This is a genomic window from Bullifex sp., from assembly GCF_034103065.1.
GTDB lineage: Bacteria > Spirochaetota > Spirochaetia > Sphaerochaetales > Sphaerochaetaceae > Bullifex.
Window position 1 is genome coordinate 1 of the sequence record NZ_JAXEGN010000157.1, and the last position, 15,172, is coordinate 15,172.

General features: G+C 33.8%; 18 protein-coding genes, 1 tRNA gene and 1 pseudogene. 7 read left to right on the forward strand and 13 right to left on the reverse strand.

From position 1 onward, the window contains the following. The 7 genes and pseudogenes from SOY52_RS06215 to SOY52_RS06245 form a co-directional block, all read right to left on the reverse strand. Window positions 1–594 (reverse strand): annotated as a pseudogene (locus SOY52_RS06215) (1-deoxy-D-xylulose-5-phosphate reductoisomerase); the annotation flags it as partial. Then, window positions 591–1,436, reverse strand: a complete 846-nt coding sequence (locus SOY52_RS06220) for a phosphatidate cytidylyltransferase (protein ID WP_320848103.1) — start codon at window positions 1,434–1,436, stop codon at window positions 591–593. The gene SOY52_RS06220 and the pseudogene SOY52_RS06215, both read right to left, overlap by 4 nt. Then, window positions 1,433–2,119 (reverse strand): polyprenyl diphosphate synthase, encoded by a 687-nt coding sequence (gene uppS, locus SOY52_RS06225; protein ID WP_320848104.1) that lies wholly within the window; start codon window positions 2,117–2,119, stop codon window positions 1,433–1,435. The genes SOY52_RS06220 and uppS overlap by 4 nt, the downstream gene beginning before the upstream one ends. Window positions 2,120–2,125: 6 nt before the next feature. Continuing rightward, on the reverse strand, window positions 2,126–2,680 hold the full coding sequence (gene frr, locus SOY52_RS06230) for a ribosome recycling factor (protein WP_320848105.1): 555 nt from the start codon (window positions 2,678–2,680) through the stop codon (window positions 2,126–2,128). A gap of 14 nt (window positions 2,681–2,694) precedes the next feature. Next, window positions 2,695–3,537, reverse strand: coding sequence for a translation elongation factor Ts (gene tsf, locus SOY52_RS06235; RefSeq protein WP_320848106.1), 843 nt, complete (start codon window positions 3,535–3,537; stop codon window positions 2,695–2,697). 10 nt (window positions 3,538–3,547) lie between these two features. After that, on the reverse strand, window positions 3,548–4,351 hold the full coding sequence (rpsB, locus tag SOY52_RS06240) for a 30S ribosomal protein S2 (RefSeq protein WP_320848107.1): 804 nt from the start codon (window positions 4,349–4,351) through the stop codon (window positions 3,548–3,550). A gap of 178 nt (window positions 4,352–4,529) precedes the next feature. Next, window positions 4,530–5,759, reverse strand: a complete 1,230-nt coding sequence (locus tag SOY52_RS06245; protein ID WP_320848108.1) for an argininosuccinate synthase — start codon at window positions 5,757–5,759, stop codon at window positions 4,530–4,532. Window positions 5,760–5,943: 184 nt separating this feature from the next. On the opposite strand from SOY52_RS06245, the gene SOY52_RS06250 reads away from it, so the two are divergent. Continuing rightward, window positions 5,944–6,717, forward strand: a complete 774-nt coding sequence (locus SOY52_RS06250; RefSeq protein WP_320848109.1) for a hypothetical protein — start codon at window positions 5,944–5,946, stop codon at window positions 6,715–6,717. Between the two features lie 4 nt (window positions 6,718–6,721). After that, window positions 6,722–7,261, forward strand: coding sequence for a class IV adenylate cyclase (gene cyaB, locus SOY52_RS06255; RefSeq protein WP_320848110.1), 540 nt, complete (start codon window positions 6,722–6,724; stop codon window positions 7,259–7,261). Here the strand turns inward: cyaB and SOY52_RS06260 are convergent. Together SOY52_RS06260 and SOY52_RS06265 are read right to left on the reverse strand one after the other, a co-directional pair. Beyond that, window positions 7,214–7,969: a hypothetical protein gene (locus SOY52_RS06260; RefSeq protein ID WP_320848111.1), complete on the reverse strand. Its 756-nt coding sequence runs from the start codon at window positions 7,967–7,969 to the stop codon at window positions 7,214–7,216. The genes cyaB and SOY52_RS06260 overlap by 48 nt on opposite strands. 2 nt (window positions 7,970–7,971) lie before the next feature. Beyond that, on the reverse strand, window positions 7,972–8,643 hold the full coding sequence (locus SOY52_RS06265) for a lysophospholipid acyltransferase family protein (RefSeq protein ID WP_320848112.1): 672 nt from the start codon (window positions 8,641–8,643) through the stop codon (window positions 7,972–7,974). A 57-nt stretch (window positions 8,644–8,700) separates the two neighbouring features. On the opposite strand from SOY52_RS06265, the gene SOY52_RS06270 reads away from it, so the two are divergent. Together SOY52_RS06270 and rnhA are read left to right on the forward strand one after the other, a co-directional pair. Continuing rightward, window positions 8,701–8,976, forward strand: a complete 276-nt coding sequence (locus tag SOY52_RS06270) for a peptidylprolyl isomerase (protein WP_320848113.1) — start codon at window positions 8,701–8,703, stop codon at window positions 8,974–8,976. After that, window positions 8,973–9,416: a ribonuclease HI gene (gene rnhA, locus SOY52_RS06275; protein WP_320848114.1), complete on the forward strand. Its 444-nt coding sequence runs from the start codon at window positions 8,973–8,975 to the stop codon at window positions 9,414–9,416. Before SOY52_RS06270 ends, rnhA begins: the two co-directional genes overlap by 4 nt. Here rnhA and SOY52_RS06280 read toward each other — a convergent pair. Both SOY52_RS06280 and SOY52_RS06285 read right to left on the reverse strand, forming a co-directional pair. Beyond that, window positions 9,375–9,998 (reverse strand): hypothetical protein, encoded by a 624-nt coding sequence (locus SOY52_RS06280; RefSeq protein ID WP_320848115.1) that lies wholly within the window; start codon window positions 9,996–9,998, stop codon window positions 9,375–9,377. The two genes, rnhA and SOY52_RS06280, sit on opposite strands and share 42 nt — an antisense overlap. Beyond that, entirely contained in the window at window positions 9,970–11,031 is a 1,062-nt protein-coding gene (locus SOY52_RS06285) for a uracil phosphoribosyltransferase (RefSeq protein ID WP_320848116.1), read from the reverse strand. The genes SOY52_RS06280 and SOY52_RS06285 overlap by 29 nt, the downstream gene beginning before the upstream one ends. 142 nt (window positions 11,032–11,173) lie before the next feature. Between SOY52_RS06285 and SOY52_RS06290 the strand changes: the two genes are divergently transcribed. Next, on the forward strand, window positions 11,174–11,803 hold the full coding sequence (locus SOY52_RS06290; protein WP_320848117.1) for an adenylate kinase: 630 nt from the start codon (window positions 11,174–11,176) through the stop codon (window positions 11,801–11,803). 37 nt (window positions 11,804–11,840) lie between these two features. Further along, window positions 11,841–13,676: a glycoside hydrolase family 13 protein gene (locus SOY52_RS06295; protein WP_320848118.1), complete on the forward strand. Its 1,836-nt coding sequence runs from the start codon at window positions 11,841–11,843 to the stop codon at window positions 13,674–13,676. Here the strand turns inward: SOY52_RS06295 and SOY52_RS06300 are convergent. Together SOY52_RS06300 and SOY52_RS06305 are read right to left on the reverse strand one after the other, a co-directional pair. After that, complete coding sequence (locus SOY52_RS06300; RefSeq protein WP_320848119.1) at window positions 13,663–14,745, reverse strand: hypothetical protein; 1,083 nt, start codon at window positions 14,743–14,745, stop codon at window positions 13,663–13,665. The two genes, SOY52_RS06295 and SOY52_RS06300, sit on opposite strands and share 14 nt — an antisense overlap. Before the next feature lie 57 nt (window positions 14,746–14,802). Beyond that, window positions 14,803–14,874 (reverse strand) — tRNA-Val (locus SOY52_RS06305). 197 nt (window positions 14,875–15,071) lie between these two features. Here SOY52_RS06305 and SOY52_RS11200 point away from each other — a divergent pair. Continuing rightward, window positions 15,072–15,172, forward strand: a 101-nt coding sequence (locus tag SOY52_RS11200; protein WP_414429592.1) for a putative ABC transporter permease, incomplete at its 3' end; no start/stop codon positions are given.

The following is a 15,172-nucleotide window of genomic DNA, read 5'->3' on the forward strand; positions in this document are numbered from 1 at the left end:
GATAACCTCTAAGCCTTTATTTGCCAATGTTGCACTATCGATACTAATCTTTTTACCCATTTTCCAAGTAGGGTGGTTAGTCGCTTCTTCAACTGTAACATTTTCAAGATTCTTTTTTTGATAAAAAGGACCACCAGAAGCGGTAATTACAACTGAATCAATTTCACCGTGAGCTTTAATTAAATTGAAAATAGCACTATGTTCGCTATCAACTGGGATAATTTTACGTCCAAGTCGTTTTGCTTCATTTAATATAAAGTTACCACCCATTACAATTGATTCTTTATTAGCAAGTGCTAAATCAAAACCACACTGTAATGAAATTAAGGAAGCTTCTAAACCTGGTGCACCAGCTATACCATTTAATACAATATCTGCAGAGAGAGAAGATAAAAACTCTCTTAGTACACTAGAATTAGTATTAATTATATATGGACAATTAAACTCTTTAGAAAGAGTTTGTAACTTTTCTACGCTACTATAGCCGACAAGACCAACTACATCAGCACATAAGCTTTTTGCTCTAATAGCATTTAGACATGTAGTACCAATTGAGCCGGTGGCTCCTAATATAATTACTCTTCTTTTAATCATGCTACATATTGCATGAAGTGCATAAATGCAATAAAGACAGGAGCAGCAAAAAGTAGAGAATCGATGCTATCAAGCATTCCTCCACGACCAGGAATAATTTTTCCACTGTCCTTTATGTTAGCACTTCTCTTTAACACAGATTCTACTAAGTCACCAATAGCAGCAGAAGCAGCTGTTGCAAGACCTAAGAAGAAACCAAGTATACCATCTACTTCAAACTCTTTAATTAATGCGCCACATATGCATCCAATAATAGCAGGAACAAGTAGGGCAGCAATAAAACCAGCTATGGATTTATTAGGACTAACCTTAACAATTCCCTTATTATTCTTACCAAAGAGCATGCCAAAGAAGTATGCGAAGGTATCTGAACCAAATACTAAAGCAAAGAAAATTAATAAATATAACCATGCATTTTCTAAGAAACAAAATTTAACAAAGAAAATTGCAAATGTATTTGGATATACTATTTGAAGAACTGTATATGATAATCTTTCAATAGAATTTTTAAAGTTATCTGTTTCGCCTTTTTTAATTTCCATTGCAAGGGCTATGAAAATCAATCCAATTAATGAATAAAGCGTTAAATTGTATTTTGGAAAATAAGAATATTGGATGTAGGTTGCAATTATCTGAATAGAACCTAGATATGGAGGTAGTAGTAGTTTACCTGTGGTATGTTTACTTAAAATTGAATGTAGTTCATATGAACCAATAATGGCAACTACTAAAACTAGTATTGCAAAACAAAGATAATTATATTGAGGGAGTAAGAGAATTATTGCAGCAAGTAAGGGTATTGCGATTACCCCAGTAATTATCCTTTTTATATTAGATGTCATTTTACCCCTCCAAAACGCCTAATTCTATGGGAATATTCCTCAAGAACTTTAGTTACATCACTTTCATCCCAATCTGGCCATAGTTTATCACAAAAAACGAATTCGGCATAGGCTGAATCAAAAAGAAGGAAGTTTGAAAGACGAATTTCACCTGCAGAACGAGCAATTACATCAACTGGGGGAACTTCTGGATGCTCAAAATAACTTCTAATGACTTCAGGTGTAAGGTTAGTTTCTCCATTTTTAATTGCTTTATTAACTGCCATGGAAATTTCAGCTTGACCACCATAGTTAATTGCAAGTTGAAGAATTATTGTATCATTATCTTTCGTTGCTTCAATTGTATCGTTAATTGCTTTTTTAGCGTCTTCAGGAAGCGGGGAGAGATCACCTATGGTTAAAATCTTAATACCATTTTCCTGGTAAAAAGGTAGCTCTGAATAAATCTTGGAAGAAAAAAGCCCCATGAGATAGGATACTTCCTCTTGGCTTCTTTTCCAGTTTTCAGTTGAAAAACAATAGAGTGAAAGGTACTTCACTTCATTATTAATGGCTCCTAAAACAACCTTTTTTAAACTTTTAAGACCTGCAAGGTGTCCAGCTGTGCGAGGAAGGTGTCTAGCTTTAGCCCATCTTCCATTTCCGTCCATTATTAATCCTAAGTGAAGTTCCTTTTCCCTCATATTTAATTAGATCTCCATGATTTCTTTTTCTTTTGCTTCAGCAACGCGAGCTACATCGCTGATTGCATTATCAGTCATTTTCTGGATCTTTGTTTCACCATCTTTCTGCTGGTCTTCACTAATTTCAGAAGCTTTCTGCATCTTCTTTAGTGTTTCTAAAGCATCACGGCGAACATTGCGAATTGCAACACGAGCGTTTTCAGCTGTAGCCTTAGCACTCTTTGCAAGTTCCTTTCTTCTCTGCTCAGTTAAAGCAGGGAAGTTAACGCGAATAAGCTTACCGTCGTTATTTGGGTTTAATCCGAGTTCGCTCTTCTGAATTGCTTTTTCAATTGCAGAAAGAACACTCTTGTCCCATGGCTGAATGACAACAAGACGAGCTTCAGGAACGCTAATACTAGCTACCTGGTTCAGAGGAGTCTCTGAACCATAGTAATCAACTTTGATTTTATCAAAGAGAGAAGCGTTTGCACGACCTGTTCTCATGTTCTGATATTCACTCTCAAGAGATAAGACGCATTTCTTCATCTTATCCTGACAGTTGTCAAGTACGCTCTGCATGAATAACTCCCGTCTTAAGCTTCAACACCAGCCTGGTAGTAGTCGCAAGAAATAATATCAAGCTTAACACCTGCTGCTTTAGCAACTTCTGCCATCTTCTTTGATACACTCATTGAGTCATCTTTTACGAATGGCTGGTTAAGGAAACATACTTCACTGTAAAGCTTGTTGAGTTTACCTCTTACGATACCCTCAAGAACCTTAGCTGGCTTGTCCATAGAAGCAACCTGAGCCTGGAAGATAGAGAGCTGTTCAGCTTCATATTCCTTAGATACACTAGCTGTATTTAAGAACTGTGGCTTGAATGCTGCAACGTGAAGAGCACAATCGTGAGCAAATTCTTTAACTGCTTCATTTTCGAATGCAGCTACATTGTCAGCTGTGAATACTACACATACTGCAACAGAACCTTCGCCGTGTACGTATGTTGATGCATATCCGTTTTCTGGGAGATCAATAACCTTGAATCTCTTAACAGACATGTTTTCCTTAATTGTAGCGATAAGACCTGCAACCATGCCCTTTAAGTCATCGTTAATTTCAGTGTAACCCTTTTCAACGATTACTTTACACATATTCTCACCAAGCTCTTTGAACTGATCGTTCTTAGCAACGAAGTCAGTTTCGCAGCTGAGCTCGAGAAGTACAGCTTTGTTACCCTGTACATATGTGAAAACTCTACCGTTTTCAGTTGCTCTATCCTGGCGCTTAGCAACTGCAGCAAGACCCATTTCCTTGAGGATCTTTTCTGCCTGAGCCATGTCACCATTAGCCTCGTTAAGAGCCTTCTTGCAGTCCATCATACCTGCTCCGGTGATATCACGGAGTTTCTTTACATCGGATGCTGAAATAGCCATGTTTATCTCCTTATTTTGAATATAACTCGTCTTCTAAAGCTTCTGCTTCTTCGTCCTTATCCTGAACAGGTGCTGCTTCTACAGCTGCTGCTTCATCTTCATCACCAAGTGATTCAATGATCTGGATACCTGTCTCGTTGTCAGCATCGATAACTGCATTAGCAATAATCTCAACAAAAAGTGAGATAGCTCTGATTGCATCATCGTTACCTGGGATAGGATATGTGATATCTGTTGGGTCACAGTTTGTATCAACAACTGCTACAACTGGAATACCAAGTCTCTTAGCTTCTGCTACTGCAAGAGCTTCTTTCTTAGTATCAATGATAAAGAGTGCACCTGGGAGCTCCTTAAGATCCTTAATACCACCAAGGTTCTTCTCAAGCTTGTTCTTTTCCTTTGTTAAAAGTGCAACTTCTTTCTTTGTGAGAGAATCGAATGTTCCGTCAGCCTGCATCTTCTCAATTTTCTTTAAGCGAGCAATACTCTTTTTGATTGTTGAGAAGTTAGTGAGCATACCACCGAGCCAGCGGTTGTTTACATAAGGCATACCACAGCGCTTAGCTTCCTGCTCAATTGTCTGCTGTGCCTGCTTCTTTGTTCCTACGAAAAGGATTGTCTTACCATTCTTAACTTGAGCGCGAATAGCTTCATAAGCTTCTACGATACATGCGCTTGTCTTCTGAAGGTCAATAATGTGAATTCCGTTTCTTTCTGTGAAAATGAAACGATCCATCTTTGGATTCCATCTCTTAGTTTGATGTCCAAAGTGTACGCCTGATTCTAACAGGCTTTTCATGGTTACTACTGCCATAGTAATCCTCCTAAATTTTCGCTAAATAATATTTAGCCCCTAACACTATATCTCAGTAGAAAATCTACCGGAAATTCTGGTTCAACGAACACAGTTAATATATGATGCCAAAAATTAATAAATAATTCAAGTCATATAAAATTAAAGGACAGGAATTAATCCTGCCCGAAAAATTTTTTTAGCTATTTTCTTTATCTCTTTGAGATGAAGCCATCAAACGGATAGCTGAAATATTGATAAAGCCCTTACAATCAACAGGGTGGTAACCACCAGCTTTATCCATACTACCAAGCTCTTGGTTATAGAGTGAGCAAGGTGAAGAAATACCAGCATTAATAACATTACCCTTATAGAGAGCAACCTTAGCAACACCTGTAACATTCTTCTGGCTAGTTTCAAATAGGGAAGTAAGCATGTTAAATTCAGGAGCACCCCAGTAGCCATTGTAAATTAATTCAGCATACTTTGGAGAAAGCATATCTCTTAAGTGCATTGCTTCCTTATCCATACATAGTCCTTCAAGATTGTGGTGAGCCTTCCAAAGGATTTCACAACCTGGAGTTTCGTAAACACCTCTTGATTTAATACCAACAAAGCGGTTTTCAACCATATCAACTCTACCAATTGCATTATCATGGCCAACTTTATTGAGGTATTCAATCATATTAAGTGGGTCTGTTACTACTGTGTTATCATTTTCATTTTTAACCGTTACAGGAATACCATCTTTAAACTCAATTGAAAGAATAGTTTCTTCATTTGGAGCATCTTGAGGGCTTACTGTAAGAGAGAAAACATCAGCTGGACATCTTGAAGATGGATCTTCCAAGATACCTGCCTCATGAGAGATGTGAATTAAATTTGCATCTTCACTATATGGTTTCTTTAATGAAGCTTTTACAGGAATGTTATATTTCTCTGCATAAGCAAGCATATCTGATCTTCCCTCAAACTGAGAAAGGAATTCAGGATCTTTCCATGGAGAAATAATTTTTACATCAGGCATATTCATGTAGTAACCAAATTCAAATCTAACTTGGTCATTACCCTTACCAGTTGCACCGTGAGCAACATATTTAGTGCCTTCCTTTTTAGCAATCTCAATGTGGCGTTTAGCAATAATAGGGCGAGCAAGAGATGTACCAAGCATGTATGTTCCTTCATAAATTGTATTTGCCTTTAATGCTGGAAATACATAGTTCTCAACAAGCTCTTTTCTTAAATCCTCGATATAAACCTTGCTAGCACCAGTAAGGTATGCTTTATCTTCTATAGCTTTGAAATCTTCGTTCTGGCCGACATTAGCAACATATGCAATAACTTCAAAACCTTTGTTTGAGAGCCATTTTAAAATAACTGATGTATCAAGTCCGCCGGAATAGGCAAGAACGACTTTTTCTTTTTTCATTTTCTTATTCTCCGTTTGTTAATCAACTTGTGAATAATTATGCATAAAATAAAAGTTATTGCAACCACTTTTGCATAAATATTGAAAAATTGTGTATTGCAAACAAAATTTATGAATAATATCTGTATATAATAAAAATTTTTTTTACTTGGATAATTTAATTTAAAGCATTACTCTATAAATTATGATAGGTTTTTTTATTAAAAAAGCATTTTTTGACGGTTGGGATAATTTAATTGGAATTGTCCTTTATAATTTAATTAGTGTAGGATTCTTGCTCTTAGCACTACTTTCTACATATTTAATTGATGTTAGTGCAGCATTGTTTTTTGTGGCATTAGTATTAGTGCTATTAGCATTTTGTCTCTTTTCAGGTGCTCTATCAAATGTTTGCTACGGGTATTCAAATTATCAACGTAGTGGCTTTGCCGCATTTAGAGAGGGCTTTGCAAGATACTTCACTCATTCATTATTTTACTTCTTATTACTTGCAGTATTCTTAACAATTACATTTTTTGTAATTCCTTTTTATCTAAGCATTGAGGGAGTAGTTGGAATGATTTTATCAATAATTATGCTTTGGATTGTAATATTACTTTTACTTTCCATGCCATACTATTTAGCTCTCTCTTCATTTTTACCTGGTGATGGTCCATTAAAAACCTTTAAAAAGTGTATGTTAGTAATGGCTGATAATATGGGATTTACCATTTTCTTCGCCTTTTACAACTTAGTTTTACTAGTATTAACTGTCTTTACTATGGGTTTTATTCCAGGAGTAGCAGGAATGAATTTAGCAAGTCACGATGCTGTTAAATTGATAATGCTAAAGTACGATTATCTTGAAGAAAATCCAGATGTTGATAGAAAACACCTACCTTGGGAAGATATTTTATTTGATGAAAAAGAAAAGGTTGGTCCTAGAACATTTAGAAACATGATATTCCCTTGGAAGTAGTATTATGGCATATGAAGTTGAAATAAAAGCTCATGCTTACCCTGAGTTAAAAAGTGTAATTGATGATTTTACTAAATCATGTGGCAAAGAAGTGAATAAAGATGACATTTATTTTGCTTTTCCAGGTGATACATCTCCAAGATTTAGAATTAGAGATGAAGGTGATAATCTATTAATTACAGCTAAAAAGAATCATAGAGAAAATGGACTTGAATGTAATGAAGAGCTAGAGTTTTCACACCCAGTAAAGGATAAGGATGTGATGATTCAAATGGCTCATATGCTTGGTTATGTCGAGTTCATTCGTAAAGAAAAGAAGGGGTATGAATGGCATTATCATGATGTTCATATTGAGTTATTAAATGTAAAAACTCTTGGTTGGTACCTAGAAATGGAAATCATGAGTGATACAAATGATAAAGAGAAGAACCTTGATAAGATTCTTCTCTTATACTCAATTTTAGATAGTGTAGGTATCTCTCGTTGTGATATTGAATCAAAAAGCTATCAGCAGATGCTCAGAGAAAAGAAAGAAAAACAATAGGGAGAGTAAGTAAAATAAACTTGTAGTTTTTACTCTTCCTGCTAACTTTGCTTTATCACTATCAAATAGTGCATTAATTAATCCATTAATCACTATTGATAGTGAAATAAATGTAATATAAGCGTCTCTGAAACTTATCATCAATACTACTCCAATTACTGCAATAATTATATTTCCTGCTCTAAGTCCACCCTTAGTTGAAAGAAGTGATAAAAATAGAGATAACACAGAGAGTAATAGGAAAAATAGAATCAAAAACATAGATCCTTGTTGTAACTCTGTTATTGTGGCTGTTAGTAAAAACAGTGTAACAATTAGTAAAAATTGTCTAATTAGCAATAAAACTCTAGATGTTCTTTGGTGGTTTACTGAAAAGAGGTGGTAAACTGCACTTAAAATTGAAAAGATAATGAAAAAAGAAAATGTTAGTGTTTGAAGAACAATAATAGAACTATTAATCCCTCTAACTAAACTAATTGAAAGCATTGCAACACAAGCTAAAGCTGCAATTATATCGCAAACTCCATTTACAACGCTATTTGATTCCTTCTTTTTAGTACACTCAAAACGAGCAACATCGTAATCAAAGCTGAATTTAGTACCATTTTTTAATGAGGCGGTAAACTTAAGTTCCTCAACTTCATCATAGTGAGTAATAATTTCATCTGTCTTTGCTTTAAAAGCTTCAAATACACTTTTTTTATCCATACTCAACTCCAAAACTTATTCATTTTTATATCGTTAATTAGAAATTCAACTTCCTTTTTAATCTTTTCAGTTATAATCTCTTCTGCCTTACTTCTATCTGTTAAGGCAAGTTTTCTTTCCTCTTCAAAGGTCATAGGATCACCAATGTTTGCATAATAATTCTTAGAAACAACTGTCATTTCATGACCAACAAAACTATTATCTTTTTTCTTAATTCTTCTCATTGGAGCAATTAATCCAATTGGAATAACAGGAACTCCTGTCTCAAGATAAATTCTTGCAACACCTTTTTTAAACTCTAAAAGCTCTGTTCCTGTATTTAACATTCCTTCTGGAAAAATATAAATACTATCCCCAGCTTCAATATATTTTTTAGCTGAAGAAACAACCTTACTTCTATTTTCTTTTGTATTTGCAGGTATTTGATCTGCTAAACGTAAATATGTTTTTAAAAGTGGAACATTAAAAGCAGGACCTATTACCATGTGTATATCATCTTTCATAATGGTTGTAACAAAGTGTGCATCTGATGAAGAAAAGTGGTTGGATACAAATATTTTAGGTCCTTTTGGAAGAGGACAACTAAACCAAGTTTGAAAGTCAAACCTGATTGAAAGAAATATTTTTACTGCTTTTCTATATACACTGTGTAAAAACTTAGCTCTTTTATTCACTTCGCTTTTATTTTCTCACTTATTTTCACTTCTAGTCAATTATGGTAATCTAAAGATATGGAAATGAGAGCTAGTCACATTCTTGTTAAAGATAAATCTTTAGCAGATAAAATTTATTTAGAGTTAAAAAATGGAGCTTCCTTCCAAGCTCTTGCAAAAAAATATTCAACTTGTCCATCTAAGGAAAAGGGTGGGGATTTAGGCTTTTTTAAAGAAGGTCAAATGGTTAAAGAATTTGAAGAAGCTACTAAGAAGCTTGGTTATGGTTCTATTTCACGCCCAGTTAGAACTCAATTTGGTTATCACATTATTAAAAAAACAGGTACTAGATGAAGAAGGTATTAATATACACCGATGGAGCTTGTAGTGGTAATCCTGGACCAGGCGGGTGGGGTGCTATCTTAAAGTATGGAGAAGCAGAAAAAGAAATATCTGGTGGAGAAGCTTTAACAACCAATAATAGAATGGAGTTAACTGCTGCTATTATGGCATTAAGTGCCCTTAAAGAGCCTTGTGAGGTTGATTTATATTCCGATAGTAAGTACCTAATTGATTCATTTTCAAAAGGCTGGGTATATTCCTGGCAGAAAGCAGGGTTTAAGAAAAAAGGTAAAGACGTTCCAAATACAGATTTATGGATTAAACTATTACAACTATTTAATATTCATAAAGTAAATCTAATTTGGGTTAAAGGTCATGCTGAAAATGAATACAATAATCGCTGTGATAAACTAGCGGTTAGTGAGTGGAAGAGGCTCAAAGGTAATAGTTGATAAATCAGGGATGGTAGGAATAGAGTAAGTATAGTTAGATTTACTATCCTCTTTTATTTGTGAAAGAGAGTTAAGTGAAGAATCACCTTTAAAGAGTATATCTTTAGCATCTTGGTTATCTTTATCATATTTTAATACAAGGCTAGCCATTCTTTTTGCATCAGAATATCTAAACATATTTTGATAATGATTCATTAGTTCTAGAGCAACCGCACTATGTGCACTATCGATTTCTAGTAGTTTTTCATATGTTTTTTCATACTCATTGTATTGAAATAATTCTTTCAGAATATATGCTTTTAATGTATAAAATCGAACTATTTGAGGATGAAGTGATAATGCTTCATCAATAATTTTTAAAGCTTTATCAAATTTTTTTTCACTAGCTAAAGCAAAAGCAAGATTATAACTTGTGCTCTTATCATCTGGATTTAAATTATATGCATTAATAAGAGCACTTAAAGTTTCATCTTTGCTTTCAAGTGGTGTGAGTGCACTTGATTGACTCACACTACTTGTTGTTGAGCAAGAAATTAAAAGTAGAAATACTATTTCAACCAAGAACAGTTTTTTCAATTTCATTAACTTGATCTCTGTAAAGATTTAATATTCCACTACCATAATCACCAATGAGCTGAATCATATTTCTAGGATTTTCTCCATCCACACCATTGAGACGGTCACCAGCATCGCCAAGACCAGGAAGAATATAAGCCTTTTCATTTAATACAGGATCCATCCAAAGAGTGTAGATTTCAGCATTAGGAATTGCTCTTGCAATTCTAAGTGCACCCTTAAGGGCTGAAATTACGTTAATAAACTTAATGGATTTTGGCTTGATACCTTCTTTTTCAAGGTACTTAATGATTGTAACTAAAGAGCCACCTGTTGCATTCATTGGATCTGCAAAGATTAAGTCTTTACCATTTAACTCTTCAAGGTTAAAGAATGATTTATCAAGATCAAGGACATATGCCATATTATTTTCTTTTTTACTTTCATCTCTCTTAATCTTAAATAGAGCAAATGGAGTAATAAAACCATCACTTGAGTAATCCTCAATTTCCTTACTCATAATAATAGATGGAAGAAGGGCTCCACGAAGCATAACACACATAACAGAATCATGGATTAAATCATCAACATCTGGAATTCTATGTACAGCATAGTTTTGACATGGGAAGTTAACTGGAGTTTTTTCAATTAAGCTTCTTTTATTTTTTATTGCTTTATCACTATAGGTGTGAGCAAAAAGTAACTCATATGCTCTTTGGATATAGTAAACAAACTCATCGTGCTGAGTTTTAGGGTCTCTTAATTTTGCAATTAATCTTGAAGCTGCTCCATGCTGTTCATCTGGAGTTTCAAAAGAATAAACATGGATTTGAGGCTCTGTTGAACAAATTTCTTCAAGTGCATGTCCAATCTTGGCAGCATTATTGGTAAGTAAGTTACCAGCTACTTCAATTTCTGCATCATCTTTTGCATTGTCCATTAATTTACAGCTATCTAAATATTCATCATAGAGTTTATGAACACCATCAAGCTTAGCTTTATCACTCTCACTTAAAAAACCGTCTAAATCGGTTGCATGTAAAATTATTTTATTAGACATTTTTATCTCCGACTAAAAACAATATAAATGAAAAAGACAACTTTCTCTACAACATTCTTTATTTAAAAGAGACATTTTGTTAATATAAATTTATTGATTTTGCTCTTCTTTTAAAGAAGATGGCTAAAATAAGGAGTTTTCTATGAACATGGTATTTTTAGGCCCTCCAGGAGCTGGTAAGGGAACAATTGCTAAGGAAGCTAAGGTATATTACTCAATTCCTCACATTTCAACAGGTGATTTATTTAGAGCAGAACAGGAAAAAGGTACAGAACTTGGTAATAAGGTTAAATCAATTATTGCAAGTGGTAATCTTGTTCCAGACGAAATTACTATTGAAGTTGTAAGACAGCGCCTTAGCCAAGACGATACTAAAAATGGTTTTATCCTTGACGGTTTCCCACGTACTATCGCTCAGGCAGATGCTCTAAGTAATATTGTAAATATTGATAAAGTTGTTAACTTTGTTGTTGATAAAGAAGCTGTTGTTAAGAGAATTAGTGGTAGAAGATTCTGTAAGAGCACAGGTAGAACATACCATGTAATTTACAACCCACCTAAGGTAGAAGGTATCGATGATGAAACTGGTGAACCACTCTATCAGAGAGAAGATGACCAGCCAGAAAGAGTAAAGACAAGACTCGAAGTATATGATGCATCTACTGCACCACTTATTGAGTACTACAAGGCAAAGGGTGTATTAGTTGATGTTGATGCATCTCCAGCTCCAGAAGTAGTTTTCGATAGCTTAAAGAAAGCACTTACAAAATAATTACATTTTGATAAAATACCCTCTACGGAGGGTATTAATGTTTAAAGATATAATTACAAGCCAAGTATCTAGTGAATTTGTTTCACCTCTCTTTCCAAAACAAGGTGATGATGTAGAACTTAAAATATTCACAGGTGACGTAAAAGTAAAAAATGTAGCTGTATTTACAAATAGATTTGGACTTGAATGGCGTTATGATATGAGTCAAGAGAGTAGCTACTATAAATGCAAAGTAAAAGCACCATATAAACCTGAAGGACTAAGATATTACTTTAGTTTTGATTATGAAGATAGAATTTACTATTTATCGAAGAAAGGTTTTACAATGTGGGCTCCTTGTGCAAAGGACCAGTTTTTCATTGTTACTGATTACACATCTCCAAAATACATTGCATCTTCAACTTGTTATCAAATCTTTCCTGATAGATTTTGTAATGGGGATAAGTCAAATGATGTAAAGGATGGTGAATATGTATTTAATGGTGGTGTTGTAAGTGCTCACACCTTTGATGAAATCCCTGATGAATATGAAAAAGCTAGATGTGTTGACTTTTTCAATGGTGATTTAAAAGGAATAGAAGAAAAGCTATCCTATTTAAACGATTTAGGAATTACAGTTTTATATATTAACCCAATTTTAAGAAGTAGAACTGTTCACCGCTTTGATTGCATCGATTACTTTAATGTAGATGAAAAATTAGGTGGAAACGAAGCTTTAATTTCATTAACTAAAAAAGCTCATGAACTTGGAATTAAGATTGTAATTGATATCTCAATTAACCATACAGGAAGTGACCATGAATGGTTTAAGAAGGCTCAGGAAGACCCTGAGTGTGAAGAAGCTAGTTACTACTACAAAAAAGAAGATGGTTCGTTTTTATATTGGCAAGATGTCGATACTCTTCCTCAATTAAACTATAACAACCAGAAGCTAAGAGATATTGTATATCGCTCTGCTGATGCTGCTATGAAGAAGTTTTTACTTCCACCATATTCTATCGATGGATGGCGTCTTGATGTTGCACCAGAGCTTGGTAGAACTGAAACTGATCAGCTTTGTAAAGAGGTTTGGAGAGAGGTTAAAACCTCCCTTAGAGGTGTTAAGGATGATCTTTACCTTGTTGGTGAGGATTGGAATGATGCAACTGAATACCTAGAAGGGGATATGTGGGATGCTACAATGAATTACTTTGGTTCAGGCAGGCTACTTCGATCCTGGATGGGGGAAAAGGATAGATTCCAATGTGGTGGCTGGGGTCATAGTCCTGAATTAGAAAAGTATCCTATGGATGCTTATACCCTAGCTGAAGCTTTGAAGGATACTGAAAATGCATCTCAAGATTTATCACGCTTCTTTAGAATGAACCTCTTTGATAGCCATGATACCCCACGATTACATAATAATAGTGCAATCTATGATGAAGATATCTATAAGGGTGTTGTTATGGCTCTCTATATGCTTCCTGGTATGCCAAATATCTATTATGGTGATGAAATCTCAATTGGAGGAAAACTTGGAAGCGTTGAGGCTTCACGTTATCCTATGGTTTGGGATGAAAGCATGTGGAATAAAGGAATGCTGAATACCCATAAGATAATGGGTGCATTAAGAAAGAATAATGATGATTTAGCATTTGCATCTGCATACTACATTCCACTTAATAAAAATACTCTTGCTATTTTCAGAAAAGGAAAAGAGAAGGGATATTTACTTTTACTGAATAAGAATGAGGAAGTTCAAAATATCGTTCTTGATAATCAAATTTTTAAGGGATATCAAGAAATGAAAGATATAGAAAATGGTGAAAATCAAAAACTTGATTCACCACTTTCACTTCCTAGCAATAAGAGTAGAGTATTTATACTTCAGTAATAGTTACCGTAATGGTATCTGTATAAGTCCCTGAAAGTGAATTAGTTAAGCTTTCAAGGGACTTAAAATTAAAATAAATTGGAAAGTAAGCATAGTTATTTGTACTAGTTTTTATATTAGTTAATTTATAAGAGTTTTGATTAATATAATTACTAACACTTATATCACTAGAATTTCCAATTTGAGTTACTAAATTATATTCAATTTTATTTCCAATACTATTTTCTAAAGCGCCATTGGATGAAATTTGAACAATAAAAGATTCTGAATAGGTTTTATTAATTGTATTATCACTACTTGATGCTACAATTTTTACTTGAACTATAGGAGCATGGGTATAAGATGCTAAAATTTTATTGTAATCAAGGTTGTATTTTGATTCATTAATTTCACTACCATTAAACTCTGCAAATGAAGTATGCAACAGTAGGAAACTAGGTTCAATTATTTCAGTAGGATCCTTACTAACACCTGGTTTTGGTGTTCCATCTGGATTAACCATTGGATTGGTAGGGCAAATTGGAATATGTACATCTCCATTTGAAATACTGTTATTAATGTATAAAGAATAGTTTCTATCAATTTTGATTGAAGTTACTATTATATTATTTAAATCATTTGGGTTGGTAAGGGTATAGTACTGACCTGATAACTTATCAATTGATTTTTCACAAACTAAATATAATTCTAGAACATAAATTTGATCTTTATCTTTTATAGAAGCTTTAAAGCCTGTAGCATCCTTAAAGCTAACATAACTAATAGGACGGCCGTTCTGTTTACTCCATTTACCCTTTAATTTAAACTCAATTGATTGATCTACTCTTTTTTCAACATCACCTTTTATTTCAACGTGAGAAAGAGTAGGTGAATCAATATTAATTTCTATATCGGCATTTGATGTACAAAAAATAGTAAAATAACCAAGCTTAAACCCAGCTTTACTATTTTCTACTTCCTGTAAATACATAGAAGAAGTAGGGTATGGGTGATATTCAATATTTACATTAGCTGCGAAAGCAGAACATAAACAAATCGATAATATAGTAAAAAGTAGTGCTTTCTTCATTGTTTAACTCTTAGTACATAATAAAAAAGAAGTCAAGTTATTGGCTTGACTTCTTAGTGGAGGATATAAGGATTGAACTTATGACATCCTGCTTGTAAGGCAGGCGCTCTCCCGCTGAGCTAATCCTCCAGTTTGTTGTGCTCGTTGTTGTTCGTGCTCAACGATGATATTTATACCAAGAATGAGATTTTTATGCAATACAATTTTGAAAAAAAATTAAAAATTTTTGAAATTATACGTTAATTATTGATACCAAAAATAATTAGTACATAAAATTAAACTAGACATAATTACTATCTTTTTATATTTTCAATTTAGAGGATGATATGTGGACACTTGATACTTTCATTATTTCATTTTTTATCTATAGTTTTGTTGGATGGTGTTGTGAAGTAGTTTACTGCTCAATTCCAAAAAGAAGATTTGT